Raw genomic sequence first — 17,892 nt, forward strand, 5'->3', positions numbered from 1 at the left:
GGACCCCGTGCGCAGCCGTCGCGCCCCCCGTACGGAGCAACGCCCGCCGCGCTCCCGCCGCCCCTGACACCTGGGCGGCGGGGCCGGCACGTCCTGGGAACCAGACGCCCCCACCTCGCGTTGACCAGGGAGGGAGGGTCCACTGGACCGTAGACCCCAGCCGGGTTCTCCTGCCGCACCACTTGGAGGGCGTACCGTGCACCGCCGGCACAACGGGCTCAAGACCGCCGTACTCCTCGGCGGCCTGTCCGCACTCATCATCCTCATCGGAAGCTTCTTCGGGCGCGGCGGCCTGATCATCGCCGTCCTCGTCGCCCTCGGGACGAACGCGTACGCGTACTGGAACAGCGACAAGCTGGCTCTACGCGCGATGCGCGCCCGCCCCGTCAGCGAGTTCGAGGCGCCCCAGCTCTACCGGACGGTGCGCGAGCTCTCCACCTCCGCGCGCCAGCCCATGCCCCGGCTCTACATCTCGCCCACGGAAGCGCCGAACGCCTTCGCGACCGGCCGCAATCCGCGCAACGCCGCGGTCTGCTGCACCGAGGGCATCCTGCGCATACTCGACGAGCGCGAACTGCGCGGGGTGCTCGGCCACGAGCTGAGTCACGTCTACAACCGCGACATCCTCATCTCCTCCGTCGCCGGAGCCCTCGCCTCCGTCATCATGTTCCTGGTGAACTTCGCCTGGTTGATCCCGGTCGGCCGGTCTTCCGACGACGAGGGTCCCGGCATCTTCGGCATGCTGCTGATCATGATCCTGGGCCCGCTGGCCGCGTCCGTGATCCAACTGGCCATCAGCCGCTCGCGCGAGTACGAGGCCGACGCGTCCGGTGCCCAGCTCACCGGCGATCCGCTCGCCCTGGCCAGCGCCCTGCGCAAGCTGGACGCCGGCACCAAGCAGCTCCCGTTGCCCCCCGAGCCCAGGCTGGAGACCGCGAGCCACATGATGATCGCCAATCCGTTCCGCCCGGGTGAGGGCCTTTCTAAGATGTTCTCGACGCACCCTCCGATGGCCGAGCGCATCGCTCGGCTCGAACAGATGGCAGGCCGTAGGCAGTGAAGACCATCCTCAACATCATCTGGCTCCTCCTCAGCGGCATCTGGCTGTTCCTGGGCTACTGCCTCGCCGGCTGCCTCCTGTGCGTCACGATCATCGGAATCCCGTTCGGCATCGCGGCCTTCCGCATCGCTGTGTACGCCCTCTGGCCCTTCGGCTACACCACGGTCGAGCGCCGCGACGCGGGTGCGGGTTCCTGCATCGGCAACGTCCTGTGGCTGGTCCTGGCGGGCTGGTGGCTGGCCATCGGGCACATCGTCACCGGCATCGCCCTGTGCGTCACGATCATCGGAATCCCGTTCGGCATCGCGAACTTCAAGATGGTTCCGCTGTCCCTGCTGCCGCTGGGACGCGAGATCGTCCCGACCGACGCGCCGTTCGCGTCCCGCTAGACGACCGAGCATCGCAGGAACTCACGGGCAGGAAGAATCAGTGTCGGCTGCCAGCTCGGCCACGACCCTGTCGGTCATCGTGCCGATGTACAACGAGGAAGAGGCCCTCCCCGCCCTGGTGAGCCGCCTGCGGCCGGTGCTCGACGACACCGGGGTCCCGTACGAGGTCCTCGCGGTCGACGACGGCAGCACCGACCGGACCGCCGAACTCCTGGAGAAGTTCCGCACGGACTGGCCCGAACTCCGCATCGTCCGGCTGCGCGGCAACTCCGGCCACCAGGCCGCCCTGCGCGCCGGCCTGCACAGCTCGGTCGGGGCGTACGTGGCCAGCATCGACGCGGACCTCCAGGATCCGCCGGAGAAGATACCGGAGATGCTGGAGCTGGCCCGGTCGGAGAACCTCGACATCGTCTACGGCGTCCGCTCCGACCGCAGCACCGACACCGGCTTCAAGCGCCGCACCGCCGGCGCCTACTACTGGCTGATGCGCCGCATGGTCGGCAAGCAGGTGCCCGCGCAGGCCGGGGACTTCCGGCTGCTCAGCCGCGAGGCCGTCGAGGCCCTCAAGACCCTCCCCGACCAGCACCAGGTCTACCGGCTGTTGGTGCCGTGGCTCGGTTTCCCGAGCGGGCAGGTCACGTACCGGCGGGGCGAGCGGGTGGCGGGCGAGACCAAGTACCCGCTGAGCAAGATGATCCGCCTCGCCGTTGACGGCATCACCAACTTCTCGGCCGCCCCGCTGAGGCTCGCGACCTGGCTCGGCGTCATCAGCTTCATCGTCTGCTTCCTCATGATCGCCGTGACGTTGGTGATCTTCCTCGTCGGCAAGACCGTGCCCGGCTGGACCTCGCTCTTCGTCGCCATGCTCTTCCTCGGCGGCGTACAGCTGATCTGCGTCGGGCTGCTTGGCGAGTACATCGGGCGGATCTACACCGCCGTGCAGCGCCGACCCACGTACTTCATCGGGTACGACTCGGCGCGCGACGACGCGGACAAGGGGCCCCGGGAGAGCGGGAACTGACGGCGCACCCGGAGCCGGCAGCCCAGGCCCAGGCCCAGGCCCACACGCACGCGTAGGCGCGCTCAGGCTCCGGGCGATCCCCGCGGGCGTGCGCTTCAGGTCCTGCGTACGATCCGCGAGCGCACGCCGTAGGCCAGCGCGCCCACGGCCAGTACCGCGGCACCCGCGACCGCCGACGCCGCGGGCAGCGCACAGGCCAGTACGATGCAGCCGGACAGCCCGACCGCCGCCACGGTCCGGCCCTTGACGCCCGAGCCGAGGGTCCACGCCGAAGCGTTCGCGATCGCGTAGTAGGCCAGCACGCCGAACGAGGAGAAGCCGATCGCGCCCCGCAGATCGGTGGTCGCGGCGAGCACCGCGACCACCGCACCCACGGCGAGTTCGGCGTGGTGCGGCACCTGGTGCCGGGGGTGTACGGCGGCCAGCGTGCGCGGGAGGTGCCCGTCCCGGGCCATCGCCAGGGTGGTCCGCGATACCCCGAGCACCAGCGCCAGCAGCGAGCCCAGCGCTGCCAGGGCCGCACCGACCCGGACCACGGGGGTCAGTTCGGACCACCCGGCCGCCCGGACCGCGTCGGCCAGCGGGGCCGTCGAACCCGCCAGGGCGTCGGCACCCAGGACCGACAACACGGCCACCGTCACCGCGGCGTACACGAACAGGGCGATCCCCAGGGCCAGCGGAATCGCCCGCGGGATCGTGCGCTGCGGATCGCGGACCTCCTCACCCAGGGTGGTGATCCGGGCGTATCCCGCGAACGCGAAGAACAGCAGCCCGGCGGCCTGGAGCAGCCCGACGATGCCCGCCGGGCCGCCGCCCGTACCTCCGGCGCCGCCGAGACGTCCGGCATCGGCCGCGCCGGAGGACAGGCACACCACGACGACCCCGGCCAGCACCGCCAGGACCACCGCCACGATCACCCGGGCGATCCGGGCGGACTTCTGTACGCCGCCGTAGCTCGCAGCGGTCAGGGCCACCACCGCGGCGACGGCCACGGCGTGCTGCTGCCCGGGCCACACGTACGCCCCGACCGTGAGCGCCATCGCCGCACACGAGGCGGTCTTGCCGATGACGAAGCCCCAGCCGGCCAGGTATCCCCAGAACGGGCCGAGCCGTTCGCGTCCGTACACGTAGGTCCCCCCGGAGGCCGGATACCGGGCGGCCAGCCGCGCCGAGGAGTGCGCGTTGCAGTAGGCGATCAAGGCCGCCACCGCGAGGGCGGCGAGGAGCATGCCGCCCGCCGGCCCCGCCGCGCGCGCCGCAGGGGCCAGGGCGGCGAAGATGCCCGCCCCGACCATCGCGCCCAGCCCGACGACCACCGCGTCGAAGACTCCCAGTGTGCGTCTCAGTCCGTTGTCCACGGGCGGAGGGTAACTGGGCTAGATGACGCCCTTCCGACCGGCCAGGGGCGCCCGGTTCTGCTCCCACCCGCGCAGGGCGGTCAGACAGGCGTGGTCGAGGTGGCGCAGCCCGCTCAGATCGAGGCGTACGGGCTGACCGGTCGGCAGTGCGTCCAACTCGTCGAGCAGCTTCGGCAGCCGCAGGAAACTGGCGCTCCCCATGACCTGCACGTGCAGCTCCCCGCCCTCCCACACCCCCTCGATGTGCACCTGCGAGGTCTCCCAGGCTGCCTTCGCCACGGCGAGCCCCAACCCGACCAGAACCCCTTCGAAAAGGTTGGTGGCCACGATCGCGGCGGCCGTCGCCACCAGCACCACCGCCTCGCCCCGGTGCGTCTTCCACAGGCCGGCCACCGCACGTACCGGCAGCAGCTTCCAGCCCGCATGCAGCAGCACCCCGGCCAGTGCGGCCAGCGGCACCACCTGGAGGAGCTGCGGCAGCGCCACGGCGAACACGAGCAGCCAGCCACCGTGCAGGATCCGGGACGCCCGGGTGCGTGCCCCGGCCTCCACGTTGGCGGCACTGCGTACGATCACGGCGGTCATCGGTAGCGCGCCGAGCAGTCCGCAGACGGTGTTGCCGACGCCCTGGGCCATCAGTTCCCGGTCGTAGTGGGTCGGGGGCCCGTCGTGCATGCGGTCCACGGCAGCCGCGCTGAACAGGGTCTCGGCCGAGGCGATCAGTGCCAGGGCGATCACGGTTCCGAAGGCCCCGGAGGAGGCCAGTACCCCGAAGTCCTCCCAGTCGGGCGGGGCCACGGCCGCCAGCACGCCCGTCACGTGCACCGTCTCGACGGGCAGCCGCAGCAGCACGGACGCGGCGGTGGCGGCGGCCACCCCGACGAGCGCGCCCGGTACGAGGCGCAGCCGGGCGGGCAGCCGGCGCCAGGCCACGAGGACGGCGATGGTCCCGGCCCCGAGCGCCACGGCGGCCCAGTCGACCCGCCCGAAGAGCCCCGGCACCGCGCCCAGTTTCGCCAGGGTTCCGTGGGGTCCCTGCACACCGCCCAGGGCGTATAACTGCCCCGCGATCAGTACGAGTCCGATCCCGGCCAGCATCCCGTGCACGACGGCGACGGAGATCGCCCGGAACCACCGCCCCAGCCGCAGCGCCCCCATGCCCAACTGCATCATCCCGGCGGCCAGCACCAGCACCCCGAGGGCGGCTGCTCCGTGGGTCTGCACCGCCTCGTAGACGAGCACGGTGAGCCCTGCGGCCGGCCCGCTCACCTGGAGTGAACTCCCGCGGAACCATCCGGTCACCAGCCCGCCCACCACCCCGGTGACGATCCCCAGTTCGGCGGGCACACCGGAGGCGACGGCCACGCCCACGCAGAGGGGCAGCGCGACGAGTGCCACGACGACGGACGCTCCGAAGTCTTCGCGAAACGTGTCGACCCCAGGCATCCGAGAGCCCTCCCTGTCACGCCGTGGTGGATTCCACCAGCGTGGCGGGCGCGCGCACCGCTGCCCAAGTGGTCATCGGAGGCCGCTGCGGCGCATGCGCCGCGCACGCCGGGCACAACGACCCACACGCCCCCGCAAACGCCGCGGCCCGGCGGTCCTGCGAGGACCGCCGGACCGCCGGACGGCAGGTGTGACCCGTGATCAGCGGTAGTTCACGAACTGGATCGCGAAGTCCAGGTCCTTGCCCTTGAGGAGGGCCTGGACGGCCTGCAGGTCGTCGCGGCTCTTGGAGCTGACGCGCAGCTCCTCGCCCTGGACCTGGGCCTTGACGCCCTTGGGACCCTCGTCCCGGATGATCTTCGCGACCTTCTTGGCGTTCTCCTGGGAGATGCCCTCCTCGATCGAGGCGAAGATCTTGTACTCCTTGCCGGACAGCTGGGGCTCACCGGCGTCGAGCGCCTTGAGCGAGATCCCGCGCTTGACCAGCTTCGTCTCGAACACGTCGAGGACGGCCTTGACGCGCTCCTCGGAGTTCGCCTCCATCAGGATCTTCTCGCCGGACCAGGCGATGGTGGCGCCGGTGCCCTTGAAGTCGTAGCGCTGCGAGAGTTCCTTGGCGGCCTGGTTGAGGGCGTTGTCGACCTCCTGCCGCTCGACCTTCGAGACGATGTCGAAACTGGAGTCGGCCATGTGCTGTGGCTCCTTGAAGTCGGCTGTCATTGCCCCGGAGGGCGCGGCCGGACATCCCCGGCCCGCTCCGCAAAGCCTAGCCACCGCACCCACCCGCAGCGCTGATCAATCCGGTGGCGAAGCACCCCCGAGCATCGGGTATCGTTTACGTCGTTGCCACAGAGCACCGCCCCAAAGCGGCCTCACCGGCGACATCCCATGGCGGTGTGCCCGAGTGGCCAATGGGAGCGGACTGTAAATCCGTCGGCTTAGCCTACCCAGGTTCGAATCCTGGCGCCGCCACGCGAGTGGAACCCCCGTTCATCTGCGGAAACGCGATGTGCGGGGGTTTCTTCGTTCTTCGCTCCTCATTCTTCGGCCTCGACCTGCCCGCGAACCGGCTTCGACCGCGCCTCAACGATCCGTGCGCGCGGCCCGCGGACCCGCGGTGGTGGTGGCGGTGGCGGCGGGCGTTGCGGACGGCGCGAGGGCCGCGCGCCAGGACCACGACGTGCGGCGGGGACGGTCCGGCAGGGCGAGGCGCCCGGCGGACCAGAGGAGGACCTGCGGAGCCGGGCCGGACGGGGAGTCCGGGAAGAGGCGGGCCAGCACCAGGGCCGAGAGCCCGGCCGGCGGGAGCCAGCGGAGGGCGAGCCCCCGGGCGCGCAGGTCGAGGGGCAGATAGGCGTCCGACGGCTGGGCGGCCACCTGGGCGGCGTACGCCAGGAGGTCGTGGGCGACGTGGGCCGCTGTCGTCCAGCAGGTCCAGTCGAGTGAACCCGCCGGCACCCGCCAGTCCGCACCGGTGCGGGGGCCGAGGACCGACACCATCTCGGTCGCGGCCCGTTCGACGTCCGAGCCGGTCATCGGTCGCATCGTCCTGGTCTCCTGTTCGTTCTCCGTACGAGGTGGTGCTGCTGTACCCCGAGAAGGACGCGGACGAGCGCAGCGCACGCATCGAACGGATCCGGCGGGCCTACGAGGACCGGTACCAGCAGGACTCCGTCGGACGCTCCGACGACCGGCTGACCGCCGATTTCTGAGGGCGCCTCAGTTGCCCGCCACGTCCTTGACCGCCACTGCGACCGGGGTCGAACCGTGGACCAGTTCCAGGGTCAGGCCGGCCGTCGCCGGGGTCTCGATCAGCTCCGCCAACACGGCCGCCACGTCGTCGCGCGGGACCGAACCGGGGCCCGTGTCCGCCTCCAGGCGGACCTGGCCCGTTCCGCGGTCGTCGGTCAGCGAGCCCGGCCGCAGGACCGTCCACTCCAGGCCCAGCCGGGTCCGCACGTGGTCGTCCGCCTCGCCCTTCGCCCGTAGGTAGAAGTCGAAGACCTCGTCGCCCTCGTGGTACGCGTCCGCGCCCATCGAAGAGACCATCAGGAAGCGCCGTACGCGGGCCCGTTCGGCCGCGTCCGCGAACAGCACCGCCGCACCCCGGTCCACGGTGTCCTTGCGCGCGACACCGCTGCCCGGGCCGGCGCCGGCAGCGAACACCGCCACGTCCGCGCCGTGCAGGATGCCGGCCACGTGCTCGACCGAAGCCGATTCCAGGTCGCAGAGCACCGGTTCGGCGTTCACCTCCCGCAGGTCGTCGCCCTGTGCCGGGTCGCGGATGATGCCCGCGACCTCGTACCCGCGCGCGGCGAGCAGTCGCTCCAGCCGCAGCGCGATCTGACCGTGTCCACCCGCGATGACGATGCGCATGCCCCGACCGTACGACGCCCCGGGCGCCGCCGCCCGCGAACGGGTGTGCCGCCCGGGCCGGCGAACGTTCAGTTGCCGGGCTCCGTACGGCCCTGCCGGGGCAGGTCCAGGGCCACCGCGACCGCCGAGTCGCAGTACTCCCGTACGGCACTCGTCCGGGCTACCACCCGCCCGCGGTGGATCACGATCCGGCTGTAGGCCAGGGACAGCACCCCCGCGATCCGGTCCCCGCGCACGGCGAGCAGCTCCGCCGGGAACCCGGCCTCCACCCGGACCTCCGGCAGCCCCATGACCTTCCGGGCCTCGCCGCTCACCGACGCGTAGGCCTCCGCCGCCCGGAGCCCGCCCTGGGAGGCCAGCAGGTACGCGGCCTCCAGCGGGTCGCCGCGGCCGACCGGGTTCCCGGCGTCCCTCAGCGCCCCGCTGCCGGCCGCGACCCGGACCCCGGCGGACCGCAGCAGCCGTACGGGGGCGGTCCGCAGGCCGCGCCGTTCCAGGGCCGCACAGTCGCCCTGGGGCAGGCAGGTGACCCGTACGCCGGCCGCGGCCAGCTGGTCGGCGGCCCGGTGCGCCACGTCCAGCGGGAGCCGCGACAGGCCGCCGCAGGGGCCGATCGTCACCCCCGGGCGGAGCCCGCCGGCCATGGCCGCGAGCCGGGCCAGGCGGCCGGGATCGTCACCGTCCGTGTGCAGGTCCACGGGGCAGCCGTGCTCCGCCGCGAGTTCCAGGACGGCTTCGAGGAAGCCCGTCGGGTCCGGGTCCAGGTCCGGGCAGCCGCCGATGATGGAGGCGCCCATCTTCACGGCGTCCCGCAGCATGGAGAGCCCTTCGGCGCCCGCGACCCCGGTCAGCAGCCGGGGCACGGCGACCGTCGTCAGGTCGGTGAGACCGCGCAGTGAGCGGCGGGCCTGGAGCACCGCCTCCATCGGGCCGAGACCGTGCACGTCCCCGATCCGGACGTGGGAACGCACGGCCGTGGCGCCGTGACCGAGCTGGAGCAGGGCGGACTCGGTGGCCCGGCGCTGTACCTCGTCGGTCGTGTACGAGACGGGCCCCCCTCCGTCGGCGGTCAGAGCGGTGTCCCCGTGGGCGTGCGGCTCGGCGGGAGCGGGGAGCAGCAGGTAGCCGCTCAGGTCCACCCGGGAGAGCAAGGGGGAGGGCAGACTGCCCGCGGTGCCGACGGCCTGGATCCGACCGCCGCCGAGCCGGACGTCGACCGTACGGCCGTCCGTGAGGCGGGCTCCGGCGAGCAGGAGCGTGGTGGACTCGGCGGCGCTCGGGTTCGCGTTGTCGGTCGGGCGCTGCGGCCCGTGGTCGCCTGCCTCGCCGCGGCCCTTGCGCGGGGAGGGGGACGGCTGCTGCGGCTGGCTGTCGGACATCGCGCTCCTGCGGTGGCTCGGGCGGTTCCTGGGCCGGGTGGCCGCGGCTTGCGGCCCAAGATCACGCAGCGTGTTCAGAGCCTAGGGCGCGGGGCTCCCCGCTTCACGGAGGAGCGCAATAGTCGTACCGGTGTGGCCCGCGTACGTGCCGCTACGCCGCCCGCGCTCAGTGGGGCGCGGGCGGCGTAACGGCACGCGGGCGGGCATGAAGTACAGGGGCGGGCGCCGCGGGGCTCTTTGGGGGGCAGGTCCCCGGGGGTGGGCGTCGCGGGGCTCTCCTGGGGCGGGTCCCGGGGGCGGGGTTCGGGGCAGTTTTGTGAGCTCGGCCACAATCGGGCCCGAAATCTACTTCTAGATCACTCGGGAGCCGATCAAGAAACCCTTCCCCGCCTCCTCGGAGGCCAGGCGCCGCAAAGGATTTGGGCGATGGGCCGGCAACCGTGTAATGTCTTCATCGCTCGCCCCAATAGCTCAGTCGGTAGAGCGTCTCCATGGTAAGGAGAAGGTCTGCGGTTCGATTCCGCATTGGGGCTCTGGTGAGAGAGGTTCCCCACCCTCGGGTGGGGAGCTGATCACATCAAAGCGGCGTAGCTCAGTCGGTAGAGCAAGCGGCTCATAATCGCTGTGTCACCGGTTCAAGTCCGGTCGCCGCTACCCACAGTAGCCGATTGCGGGGTCGGTCTCCCGATCGGCTACTCTTTTATGCGTTCATCCGTCCCATAGTCCGTCAAGGAGCACTCACGTGGCTGCCACCGACGTCCGCCCGAAGATCACGCTGGCCTGCGTGGAGTGCAAGGAGCGGAACTACATCACCAAGAAGAACCGGCGTAACAACCCGGACCGTCTTGAGATGAAGAAGCACTGCCCGCGCTGCAACACGCACACCGCGCACCGCGAGACCCGCTGACCCTAGCGAAGTCTCGAATACAGGCACCGTCATGAGGTCGTCCCCTTCATTGGGGGGCGGCCTCGTGTCGTTTCCGTAACCGATTTCTTTCAACAGGAGGTAGGGAGCCATGGCGCTCGACCAGTCCTTCGTGGGGCGGAGCTACCCGCCCACCGATCCGTACGAGGTCGGCCGGGAGAAGATCCGCGAATTCGCGGTTGCGGTGGGTGACGCGAATCCCGTCTACACCGACCCCGAAGTCGCCAAGGCGTTCGGTCACCTGGATGTGATCGCTCCGCCGACGTTCGTGTTCGCGATCACGTTCGCGGCGGCGGGCCAGGTCGTCGAGGACCCGCAGCTCGGCCTGGACTACAGCCGCGTCGTGCACGGCGACCAGAAGTTCGCGTACTCCCGGCCCGTACGCGCTGGTGACCGACTTTCGGTGACCTCCACCATCGAGGCCGTGAAGTCGCTGGCGGGCAACGACATCATCGACATCCGCGGCGAGGTCCACGACGAGACCGGCGAGCACGTGGTGACGGCGTGGACGAAGCTCGTCTCCCGCGCCCCCGAGGAGGCCTGAGATGACTGCGCAGATCAAGTACGCCGACGTCGAGGTCGGCACCGAGCTGCCGGCGGGGTCCTTCCCGGTGACGCGCGCCACGCTCGTGCGGTACGCGGGCGCCTCGGGCGACTTCAACCCGATCCACTGGAACGAGAAGTTCGCCAAGGAGGTCGGACTGCCGGACGTGATCGCGCACGGCATGTTCACCATGGCCGAGGCGATCCGCGTGGTCACCGACTGGGTCGGCGACCCCGGGGCGGTCGTGGAGTACGGCGTGCGCTTCACGAAGCCGGTGGTGGTCCCCAACGACGACGCGGGTGCGGTGATCGAGGTCACGGCCAAGGTGGCGGCGAAGCTGGAGGAGAACCGGGTCAGGGTCGACCTGACGGCGATGAGCGCGGGCCAGAAGGTCCTGGGCATGTCCCGAGCCGTGGTCGCCCTGGCCTAACCCCCACCCGGGGGCCCTTGGCTCCCGGGTCCCGGCCGCCGGCTCCTCGGCCCCGGCCCGCTGGCTCCGACTTCGACGGACTCCGGCCCCAGCCCCAGCCCCAGCCCCGGCCCGGGGTCGGGGCCGGGGCCGGGGCCGGCGCGGGGGTCACCGGCGAGTGCGCCCCGGGGTCCCCGGCCTCATGGCCTCATGTGGGCTCGGCCCTCGGTCCGGGCTTCCGTCGGGCCACGCGCCGGGGTTGCTAAGTTAGTGATCAGCCACTAAGTTAGCTGTATGGCAAGGATGAGCGCAGACGAGCGACGTGAGAGCGTCATCCGCGCGGCGATGCACGAGTTCGCCCGTGGCGGTTACTACGGGACCTCCACCGAGGTCATCGCGAAGCGTGTCGGCGTCTCCCAGCCGTACCTGTTCCGTCTCTTCCCCAACAAGCCGGCCATCTTCCTCGCCGCCGCCGAGCGCTGCCTGCGGGACACCCGCGAGGTCTTCGCCGCCGCGGCCGAGGGGTTGCAGGGGGAGGAGGCCACGCACGCCATGGCGGAGGCGTACACCCGGCTCATTGCGGAAGACCCGGACAAGCTCCAGATGCAGCTCCAGATGTACGTCACCGTCGCCGCCGCCGAGGCCGCCGGGGACCATCAGCTCGGCGAGCTCGTCCGGAAGGGTTGGATGGAGCTCTGGGACACGGTTCACGTCCCCCTGGGCGGCGACGTGAACGAGACCACGACCTTCATGGCGTACGGGATGTTGATCAACACCCTGGCCGCCATGGGCTTCCCGCCCGGACATCGGGTCTGGGAGGGGTTGTACCCCTCGGCTCGCGCCAAGGGCGCCCCGGGGGAGTGAGTGACGGGCGAGTGCGCCGCCCGCTCTGAGCGGCGCGCAAACCGCAATTTCATGCCAGCGAAAGTTAGTCAGCAATAACTAACAAGGGGAGTCGTGAACAGCATGGAGAACACCCGAGACACTCGCGGAGCCACCGCGCTCCGCGCCCCGGCGGTCTGGGCCCTGGTCCTCACCTCCGTCGCCGGTTTCATGGCGGCCCTCGACAACCTGGTCGTCACCACCGCCCTCCCCGCCATCCGCAAGGACCTCGGCGGGGCGCTGGAGGACCTGGAGTGGACGGTGAACGCGTACACGCTCACCTTCGCCGTCCTCCTGATGTTCGGCGCGGCCCTCGGGGACCGCTTCGGTCGGCGCAGGCTCTTCATGTCCGGCCTGGCCGTGTTCACCGGCGCCTCCGCCGTGGCCGCCCTCTCGCCCGGCATCAACGAGCTCATCGCCGCCCGCGCCGTCCAGGGCGTCGGCGCCGCGATCATGATGCCGCTCACCCTCACCCTGCTCACCGCGGCAGTCCCGCCGGCCCGCCGCGGCATGGCCCTCGGCATCTTCGGCGCCGTCGGCGGCCTCGCCGTCGCCAGCGGCCCGCTCATCGGGGGCACCCTCACGGAGCACATCTCCTGGCAGTGGATCTTCTGGCTGAACGTTCCGATCGGCCTGGCCCTGATCCCGCTCGCCCGTCTGAAGCTGGCCGAGTCCACCGCCCCGAACGCCCGGCTGGACGTTCCGGGCACCCTCCTCATCAGTGGCGGCCTCTTCGGCATCGTCTACGGCCTGGTCAACGCCAATGCGCACGGCTGGACCAGCGCCCCCGTGCTCACCGGTCTGATCGTCGGCACCGCGCTCGTCGGCGCGTTCGTCCACCACGGCTTCCGCCACGCGAACCCGATGCTCCCCATGCGGCTCTTCCTGGGCCGCGGATTCCTCGGGATCAACGCGGCCAGCCTGCTGATGTACCTGGGAATGTTCGGCTCGATCTTCCTGCTCAGCCAGTTCCTCCAGGGCGTCGCCGGCTACACGCCCACCCAGGCCGGGCTGCGCATGCTCCCCTGGACCGGCATGCCGATGATCGTCGCCCCGATCGCGGGCATCCTCTCCGACCGGATCGGCGGCCGTCCCGTCGTCGCCACCGGGCTCGCGCTCCAGGCCCTCGGCCTCGGCTGGTTCGCCGCGATCCTGAGCACGGACGTCTCGTACGCCGCCCAGCTCCCGGCCCTGATCCTCAGCGGTGTCGGCATGGCCCTGTACTTCGCCCCCGCCTCCAACATCCTGATGTCCACGGTGACCCCCGCCGACCAGGGCAAGGCCTCCGGCGCCAACAACGCGCTGCGCGAGGTCGGTGGCGCCCTCGGTGTCGCGGTACTGGCCTCCGTCTTCTCGGCCCAGGGCGGCTACGCATCCCCGCAGACCTTCACCGACGGGACCGTGCCCGCGCTGTGGATCGGCGCCGCCGCGGTCGCCGTGGCCGCGGCCTTCGCCCTCCTGGTCCCCAGCAAGCGGGCGCTGCGGACCCCCGCCCCGATCGCAGCCGCAGCCGGAGCCGGAGCCGGGGTGGCCGTGGCCCCGGACAAGGTTCCCGCCGCGAGCTGAACCTGCGCAGCCCCGTCCTCCGTACGCCCTGCCGCAAAGGAGTGCACGCCGTGCCCGACATCCCCTGGTCCACCCCCACCGTGCCCGCCCCCGGTGCCGAGGTCTACATCATGGCCTCCCGGTTCGAGACCGACAGCCTGGTCGGTGCCTTCCGCTTCTTCCTCAAGTCGCCCGGCATCATCCGCCAGATCCGCTCGGCCCCCGGCGCCCACGGCGTCGCCCTCCGGGCCCGGGTCCTCAGCCGGACCTTCCTGACCCTCTCCGCCTGGGAGGACCGCGACGCGCTCTACCGGTTCGCCCGCAGCGAGCCGCACCGCTCCAGTTCCCGTGCCGCCGCCGCCTCCATGCGGGAATCGGCCTTCACGTTCTGGAGCGCCCCGGCCTCCGAGCTGCCGATCACCTGGGCAGAAGCCGAGCGTCGGCTGGCCGACGCCGCACGGGAATCCCGCTCGTGACGTACGGTCCGTGGCCCCGCAGGGATGCGAGGGGTACGGACCGTACTCTTGTCCACGTGCAGGAACTCCACGACGCCCCCCTCGCCCCCCTGACCACCTTCCGCCTCGGTGGCCCCGCCACCCGTCTGGTCACCGCGACCACCGACGCCGAGGTGGTCGAGGCCGTGCGCGCCGCGGACGAGAGCGGCACACCGCTCCTCGTCATCGGCGGTGGCAGCAACCTGGTCATCGGCGACCGCGGCTTCGAGGGCACCGCCCTGCGCATCGCGACCACCGGCTTCGTCCTCGACGGCACGACCCTGGAGCTCGCCGCGGGCGAGAACTGGAGCGACGCCGTCGCCCGTACCGTCGAGGCCGGCCTCGCCGGTATCGAGTGCCTCGCCGGAATCCCCGGCTCCGCCGGTGCGACGCCGATCCAGAACGTCGGGGCGTACGGCCAGGAGGTCTGCGACACCATCACCGAGGTCGTCGCGTACGACCGGACCCGGCGCGAGACGGTCACGCTGACCGCCGCCGAGTGCGCGTTCTCGTACCGCAACAGCCTCTTCAAGCACCAGCCCGAGCGGTACGTCGTGCTGCGCGTCCGCTTCGCCCTGGAGGACGCGGGCGGGCTGTCCGCGCCGATCAAGTACCCCGAGACCGCCCGCGCCCTCGGCGTCGAGGCCGGCGACCGGGTCCCCGCCGCCACCGCCCGCGAGACCGTCCTGCGGCTGCGCGCCGGCAAGGGCATGGTCCTCGACCCCGCCGACCACGACACCTGGTCCGCCGGCTCCTTCTTCCACAACCCGATCCTGAGCGACGAGGCGTACGCCGCCTTCCTCGCCCGCGTCCAGGACCGGTTCGGCCCCGAGACCGCCCCGCCCGCCTACCCCGCGGGCGACGGCCGTACGAAGACCAGCGCGGCCTGGCTGATCGACAAGGCCGGGTTCACCAAGGGCTACGGCACCGGTCCGGCGCGGATCTCCACCAAGCACACCCTCGCGCTGACCAACCGCGGCGAGGCCACCACCGAGGACCTCCTCGCCCTGGCCCGCGAGGTCGTCGCAGGCGTCCACGCGGCCTTCGGCGTCACCCTGGTCAACGAGCCGGTGACGGTCGGCGTCAGCATCTGAGGAGCCCCGGCCGCCATGCTCTGTCCACTGCACGGGGCCGGTACGGACCCCACCCGCCTGGTGGGACGCACGATCAGCAGGATCGTTGCGTCCTGGCACGTCTACGAGGGTGAGCGCTCGGAGGCGCCGCTCGACGTCTGGCTGATCGACAGCGAGGGCGACTCCACCAGGATCACCACCGGGTCCGACTGGTGCCTCATCGTCGAGTCCGCCCCGCCCCACGAGCCGTACGACATGGGGGAATGGGGCCGGATCGAGGTCGGCGAGGACCTCGGCGACCACCCCTTCCTGCGCCACCTCGGCGACACGGTGGCGAGCGTGGCCGAGTTCGCGGCGCCCGAGACCGGGCGCATCCAGCTGGAGATCGGCTTCCCCGACGGCGACCGGGTACGGGCCGACTGCTGGGAGGGCGACCTGCGGCTCACGCGCTGACGCCCCGGCCGACGGCTACGGGGCCAGCCAGTGGTCGATCCCGGCCAGCAGCTTCTCCTGCACGTCCTCCGGCGCGGCCGAACCGCGCACCGACTGCCGGGCCAGCTCGGCGAGCTCCGCATCGGTGAACGCGTGGTGGCGGCGGGCGATCTCGTACTGCGCCGCGAGCCGGGACCCGAACAGCAGCGGGTCGTCCGCGCCCAGCGCCATCGGCACCCCGGCCTCGAAGAGGGTGCGCAGCGGGACGTTCTCGGGCCGCTCGTAGACCCCGAGCGCGACGTTCGACGCAGGGCAGACCTCGCAGGTGATCTGCCGGTCGGCGAGCCGCTTGAGCAGCCGGGGGTCCTCGGCGGCCCGTACGCCGTGGCCGATCCGGGCGGCGTGCAGATCGTCCAGGCAGTCCCGGACGGAGGCGGGACCGGTGAGCTCGCCGCCGTGCGGGGCCGCGAGCAGACCGCCCTCGCGGGCGATGGCGAAGGCCCGGTCGAAGTCGCGGGCCATGCCACGGCGCTCGTCGTTGGAGAGCCCGAAGCCGACGATGCCGCGGTCGGCGTAGCGGACGGCGAGGCGGGCGAGGGTGCGGGCGTCGAGGGGGTGCTTCATGCGGTTGGCGGCGATCAGCACCCGCATGCCGAGTCCGGTCTCGCGGGACGCGACGTCCACGGCATCGAGGATGATCTCGACGGCCGGGATCAGGCCGCCCAGGAGAGGGGCGTAGGAGGTGGGGTCCACCTGGATCTCCAGCCAGCCACTACCGTCCCGGACGTCCTCCTCGGCCGCTTCGCGGACGAGGCGCCGGATGTCCTCGGGCTCGCGCAGGCAGGAGCGGGCGGCGTCGTAGAGCCGCTGGAAGCGGAACCAACCGCGCTCGTCGGTGGCGCGGAGCTTGGGCGGCTCGCCGGCGGTCAGCGCATCGGGGAGGCGCACGCCGTACTTGTCGGCGAGCTCCAGGAGGGTCGATGGTCGCATCGACCCGGTGAAGTGCAGGTGGAGGTGGGCTTTCGGCAGAAGCGTGAGATCGCGTACGTGCTCCATCCGGTGATCCTGCCGTACCGCTGCGCTCCGCGGGAGGGGGTTTTACCGATCGGGGTCTTGCCCGAACGCGAGAACGGCCTCGGGGAGGCCTGCGGGCCGTCCCCCACCCGCCCTTCCCCTGTTCCCCGGGGGCTGCCGCCCCGGACCCCGGCGGGGTGTGCTCGCGGACCGCGGAACGCCGGAGCGGCGGCACCCTCCGGGGGTGCCGCCGCTCCGGGGCCGGTTGGGCCGGCTGCTCAGGCCTTGGCCTCCGCGAGGAGCTTCTGGATCCGGGACACGCCCTCGACCAGGTCCGCATCGCCCAGGGCGTACGAGAGGCGCAGGTAGCCGGGGGTGCCGAAGGCCTCGCCCGGGACGACCGCGACCTCGGCCTCGTCCAGGATCAGCGCGGCCAGCTCGACGGACGTCTGCGGGCGCTTGCCGCGGATCTCCTTGCCGAGGAGCTCCTTGACCGAGGGGTACGCGTAGAACGCGCCCTCGGGGGTCGGGCAGAAGACGCCGTCGATCTCGTTCAGCATCTTCACCATCGTCTGGCGGCGGCGGTCGAAGGCCTTGCGCATCTCCGCGACGGCGTCCAGATCGCCCGAGACGGCGGCCAGCGCGGCGACCTGGGCCACGTTGGAGACGTTGGAGGTGGCGTGCGACTGGAGGTTCGTCGCGGCCTTGATGACGTCCTGCGGGGCGATGACCCAGCCCACGCGCCAACCGGTCATCGCGTACGTCTTGGCGACGCCGTTGACGACGATGCACTTGTCGCGCAGGGCCGGGACCAGTACGGGCAGCGAGGTGAACTTCGCGTCGCCGTAGACGAGGTGCTCGTAGATCTCGTCCGTCAGGACCCACAGGCCGTGCTCGGCAGCCCACTCGCCGATCGCGCGGGCGTCGGTCTCGCTGTAGACCGCGCCCGTCGGGTTCGACGGGGAGACGAAGAGGACGACCTTGGTGCGCTCGGTGCGGGCGGCTTCGAGCTGCTCGACGGACACGCGGTAGCCGGTGGTCTCGTCGGCGACGACCTCGACCGGGACGCCGCCGGCGAGGCGGATCGACTCGGGGTAGGTGGTCCAGTACGGGGCCGGGACGATGACCTCGTCACCCGGGTCCAGGACGGCGGCGAACGCCTCGTAGATCGCCTGCTTGCCGCCGTTGGTCACCAGGACCTGCGAGGCGTCGACCTCGTAGCCCGAGTCGCGCAGCGTCTTCGCGGCGATGGCCGCCTTCAGCTCGGGCAGCCCGCCGGCCGGCGTGTAGCGGTGGTACTTCGGGTTGCGGCAGGCCTCGACCGCCGCTTCGACGATGTAGTCCGGCGTGGGGAAGTCGGGCTCGCCCGCGCCGAAGCCGATCACCGGGCGTCCGGCGGCCTTGAGGGCCTTGGCCTTGGCGTCCACGGCGAGGGTGGCGGACTCGGAAATGGCGCCGATACGGGCGGACACCCGGCGCTCGGAGGAAGGCGTTGCAGAGGTCATACGGCCAATCGTCCCAGACGCCCCAGAGGCGCCGCACACC

At 71.8% G+C, this 17,892-nt stretch carries 20 protein-coding genes and 3 tRNA genes; 15 read left to right on the forward strand and 8 right to left on the reverse strand.

What is annotated here, in order from left to right; all coding sequences use genetic code 11:
* Positions 1 to 196 precede the first annotated feature (196 nt).
* From htpX to ABZZ20_RS27665, 3 genes are read left to right on the forward strand one after another with little or no spacing between them, the layout of a single operon-like run.
* On the forward strand, positions 197 to 1,060 hold the full coding sequence (htpX, locus tag ABZZ20_RS27655) for a zinc metalloprotease HtpX (RefSeq protein WP_356874124.1): 864 nt from the start codon (positions 197 to 199) through the stop codon (positions 1,058 to 1,060).
* Positions 1,057 to 1,449, forward strand: coding sequence for a YccF domain-containing protein (locus tag ABZZ20_RS27660; RefSeq protein WP_356874126.1), 393 nt, complete (start codon positions 1,057 to 1,059; stop codon positions 1,447 to 1,449). The genes htpX and ABZZ20_RS27660 overlap by 4 nt, the downstream gene beginning before the upstream one ends.
* A 40-nt stretch (positions 1,450 to 1,489) precedes the next feature.
* Complete coding sequence (locus ABZZ20_RS27665) at positions 1,490 to 2,470, forward strand: glycosyltransferase family 2 protein (RefSeq protein ID WP_356874128.1); 981 nt, start codon at positions 1,490 to 1,492, stop codon at positions 2,468 to 2,470.
* A 95-nt stretch (positions 2,471 to 2,565) separates the two neighbouring features.
* Here the strand turns inward: ABZZ20_RS27665 and ABZZ20_RS27670 are convergent, their stop codons facing one another.
* From ABZZ20_RS27670 to ABZZ20_RS27680, 3 genes are all read right to left on the reverse strand, one after another.
* Positions 2,566 to 3,828, reverse strand: coding sequence for an APC family permease (locus ABZZ20_RS27670; RefSeq protein WP_356874130.1), 1,263 nt, complete (start codon positions 3,826 to 3,828; stop codon positions 2,566 to 2,568).
* A gap of 18 nt (positions 3,829 to 3,846) precedes the next feature.
* Entirely contained in the window at positions 3,847 to 5,274 is a 1,428-nt protein-coding gene (locus ABZZ20_RS27675; RefSeq protein WP_356874132.1) for a SulP family inorganic anion transporter, read from the reverse strand.
* Positions 5,275 to 5,475: 201 nt separating this feature from the next.
* Positions 5,476 to 5,964, reverse strand: coding sequence for a YajQ family cyclic di-GMP-binding protein (locus tag ABZZ20_RS27680; protein ID WP_030298135.1), 489 nt, complete (start codon positions 5,962 to 5,964; stop codon positions 5,476 to 5,478).
* A gap of 200 nt (positions 5,965 to 6,164) precedes the next feature.
* On the opposite strand from ABZZ20_RS27680, the gene ABZZ20_RS27685 reads away from it, so the two are divergent.
* A tRNA-Tyr gene (locus ABZZ20_RS27685) sits at positions 6,165 to 6,246 on the forward strand.
* A gap of 111 nt (positions 6,247 to 6,357) precedes the next feature.
* Here ABZZ20_RS27685 and ABZZ20_RS27690 read toward each other — a convergent pair.
* Entirely contained in the window at positions 6,358 to 6,810 is a 453-nt protein-coding gene (locus ABZZ20_RS27690; protein WP_356874134.1) for a hypothetical protein, read from the reverse strand.
* Between ABZZ20_RS27690 and ABZZ20_RS27695 the strand changes: the two genes are divergently transcribed.
* Positions 6,717 to 6,986: a DUF3574 domain-containing protein gene (locus ABZZ20_RS27695; RefSeq protein WP_356874136.1), complete on the forward strand. Its 270-nt coding sequence runs from the start codon at positions 6,717 to 6,719 to the stop codon at positions 6,984 to 6,986. The genes ABZZ20_RS27690 and ABZZ20_RS27695 overlap by 94 nt on opposite strands.
* Positions 6,987 to 6,993: 7 nt before the next feature.
* Here the strand turns inward: ABZZ20_RS27695 and ABZZ20_RS27700 are convergent, their stop codons facing one another.
* Positions 6,994 to 7,650, reverse strand: coding sequence for an SDR family oxidoreductase (locus ABZZ20_RS27700; RefSeq protein ID WP_356874138.1), 657 nt, complete (start codon positions 7,648 to 7,650; stop codon positions 6,994 to 6,996).
* Positions 7,651 to 7,718: 68 nt separating this feature from the next.
* Entirely contained in the window at positions 7,719 to 9,029 is a 1,311-nt protein-coding gene (locus tag ABZZ20_RS27705; RefSeq protein WP_356874140.1) for an amidohydrolase family protein, read from the reverse strand.
* A gap of 460 nt (positions 9,030 to 9,489) precedes the next feature.
* Between ABZZ20_RS27705 and ABZZ20_RS27710 the strand changes: the two genes are divergently transcribed.
* The 10 genes from ABZZ20_RS27710 to ABZZ20_RS27755 all read left to right on the forward strand — a co-directional run bounded on the left by ABZZ20_RS27710 (position 9,490) and on the right by ABZZ20_RS27755 (position 15,354).
* Positions 9,490 to 9,562: transfer RNA gene (locus tag ABZZ20_RS27710), tRNA-Thr, on the forward strand.
* A 48-nt stretch (positions 9,563 to 9,610) separates the two neighbouring features.
* Positions 9,611 to 9,683: transfer RNA gene (locus ABZZ20_RS27715), tRNA-Met, on the forward strand.
* Between the two features lie 88 nt (positions 9,684 to 9,771).
* Positions 9,772 to 9,936 (forward strand): 50S ribosomal protein L33, encoded by a 165-nt coding sequence (gene rpmG, locus ABZZ20_RS27720; protein WP_028433836.1) that lies wholly within the window; start codon positions 9,772 to 9,774, stop codon positions 9,934 to 9,936.
* A 109-nt stretch (positions 9,937 to 10,045) separates the two neighbouring features.
* Positions 10,046 to 10,498, forward strand: a complete 453-nt coding sequence (locus ABZZ20_RS27725) for a MaoC family dehydratase N-terminal domain-containing protein (RefSeq protein WP_356874142.1) — start codon at positions 10,046 to 10,048, stop codon at positions 10,496 to 10,498.
* Position 10,499: 1 nt separating this feature from the next.
* Entirely contained in the window at positions 10,500 to 10,928 is a 429-nt protein-coding gene (locus ABZZ20_RS27730; RefSeq protein WP_356874144.1) for a MaoC family dehydratase, read from the forward strand.
* A gap of 273 nt (positions 10,929 to 11,201) precedes the next feature.
* A complete protein-coding gene (locus ABZZ20_RS27735; RefSeq protein ID WP_356874146.1) occupies positions 11,202 to 11,771 on the forward strand; it encodes a TetR/AcrR family transcriptional regulator in 570 nt (189 codons plus the stop codon).
* 102 nt (positions 11,772 to 11,873) lie between these two features.
* A complete protein-coding gene (locus tag ABZZ20_RS27740) occupies positions 11,874 to 13,355 on the forward strand; it encodes a DHA2 family efflux MFS transporter permease subunit (RefSeq protein ID WP_356874148.1) in 1,482 nt (493 codons plus the stop codon).
* Positions 13,356 to 13,405: 50 nt separating this feature from the next.
* The gene (locus ABZZ20_RS27745) at positions 13,406 to 13,810 is read left to right on the forward strand and encodes a DUF3291 domain-containing protein (protein WP_356874150.1); all 405 of its coding nucleotides are present in this window, start codon (positions 13,406 to 13,408) and stop codon (positions 13,808 to 13,810) included.
* Positions 13,807 to 14,922 (forward strand): UDP-N-acetylmuramate dehydrogenase, encoded by a 1,116-nt coding sequence (locus tag ABZZ20_RS27750; RefSeq protein WP_356874152.1) that lies wholly within the window; start codon positions 13,807 to 13,809, stop codon positions 14,920 to 14,922. Before ABZZ20_RS27745 ends, ABZZ20_RS27750 begins: the two co-directional genes overlap by 4 nt.
* A 15-nt stretch (positions 14,923 to 14,937) precedes the next feature.
* On the forward strand, positions 14,938 to 15,354 hold the full coding sequence (locus tag ABZZ20_RS27755) for a hypothetical protein (RefSeq protein WP_356874154.1): 417 nt from the start codon (positions 14,938 to 14,940) through the stop codon (positions 15,352 to 15,354).
* A gap of 15 nt (positions 15,355 to 15,369) precedes the next feature.
* On the opposite strand, the gene ABZZ20_RS27760 is transcribed toward ABZZ20_RS27755, so the two are convergent.
* Positions 15,370 to 16,389, reverse strand: coding sequence for an adenosine deaminase (locus tag ABZZ20_RS27760; protein ID WP_356874156.1), 1,020 nt, complete (start codon positions 16,387 to 16,389; stop codon positions 15,370 to 15,372).
* Between the two features lie 236 nt (positions 16,390 to 16,625).
* Entirely contained in the window at positions 16,626 to 17,852 is a 1,227-nt protein-coding gene (locus ABZZ20_RS27765) for a pyridoxal phosphate-dependent aminotransferase (RefSeq protein ID WP_356874158.1), read from the reverse strand.
* Between the last annotated feature and the right edge of the window lie 40 nt (positions 17,853 to 17,892).

The organism is Streptomyces sp. NPDC006430, assembly GCF_040612395.1.
In the GTDB taxonomy this organism is placed as follows: domain Bacteria; phylum Actinomycetota; class Actinomycetes; order Streptomycetales; family Streptomycetaceae; genus Streptomyces.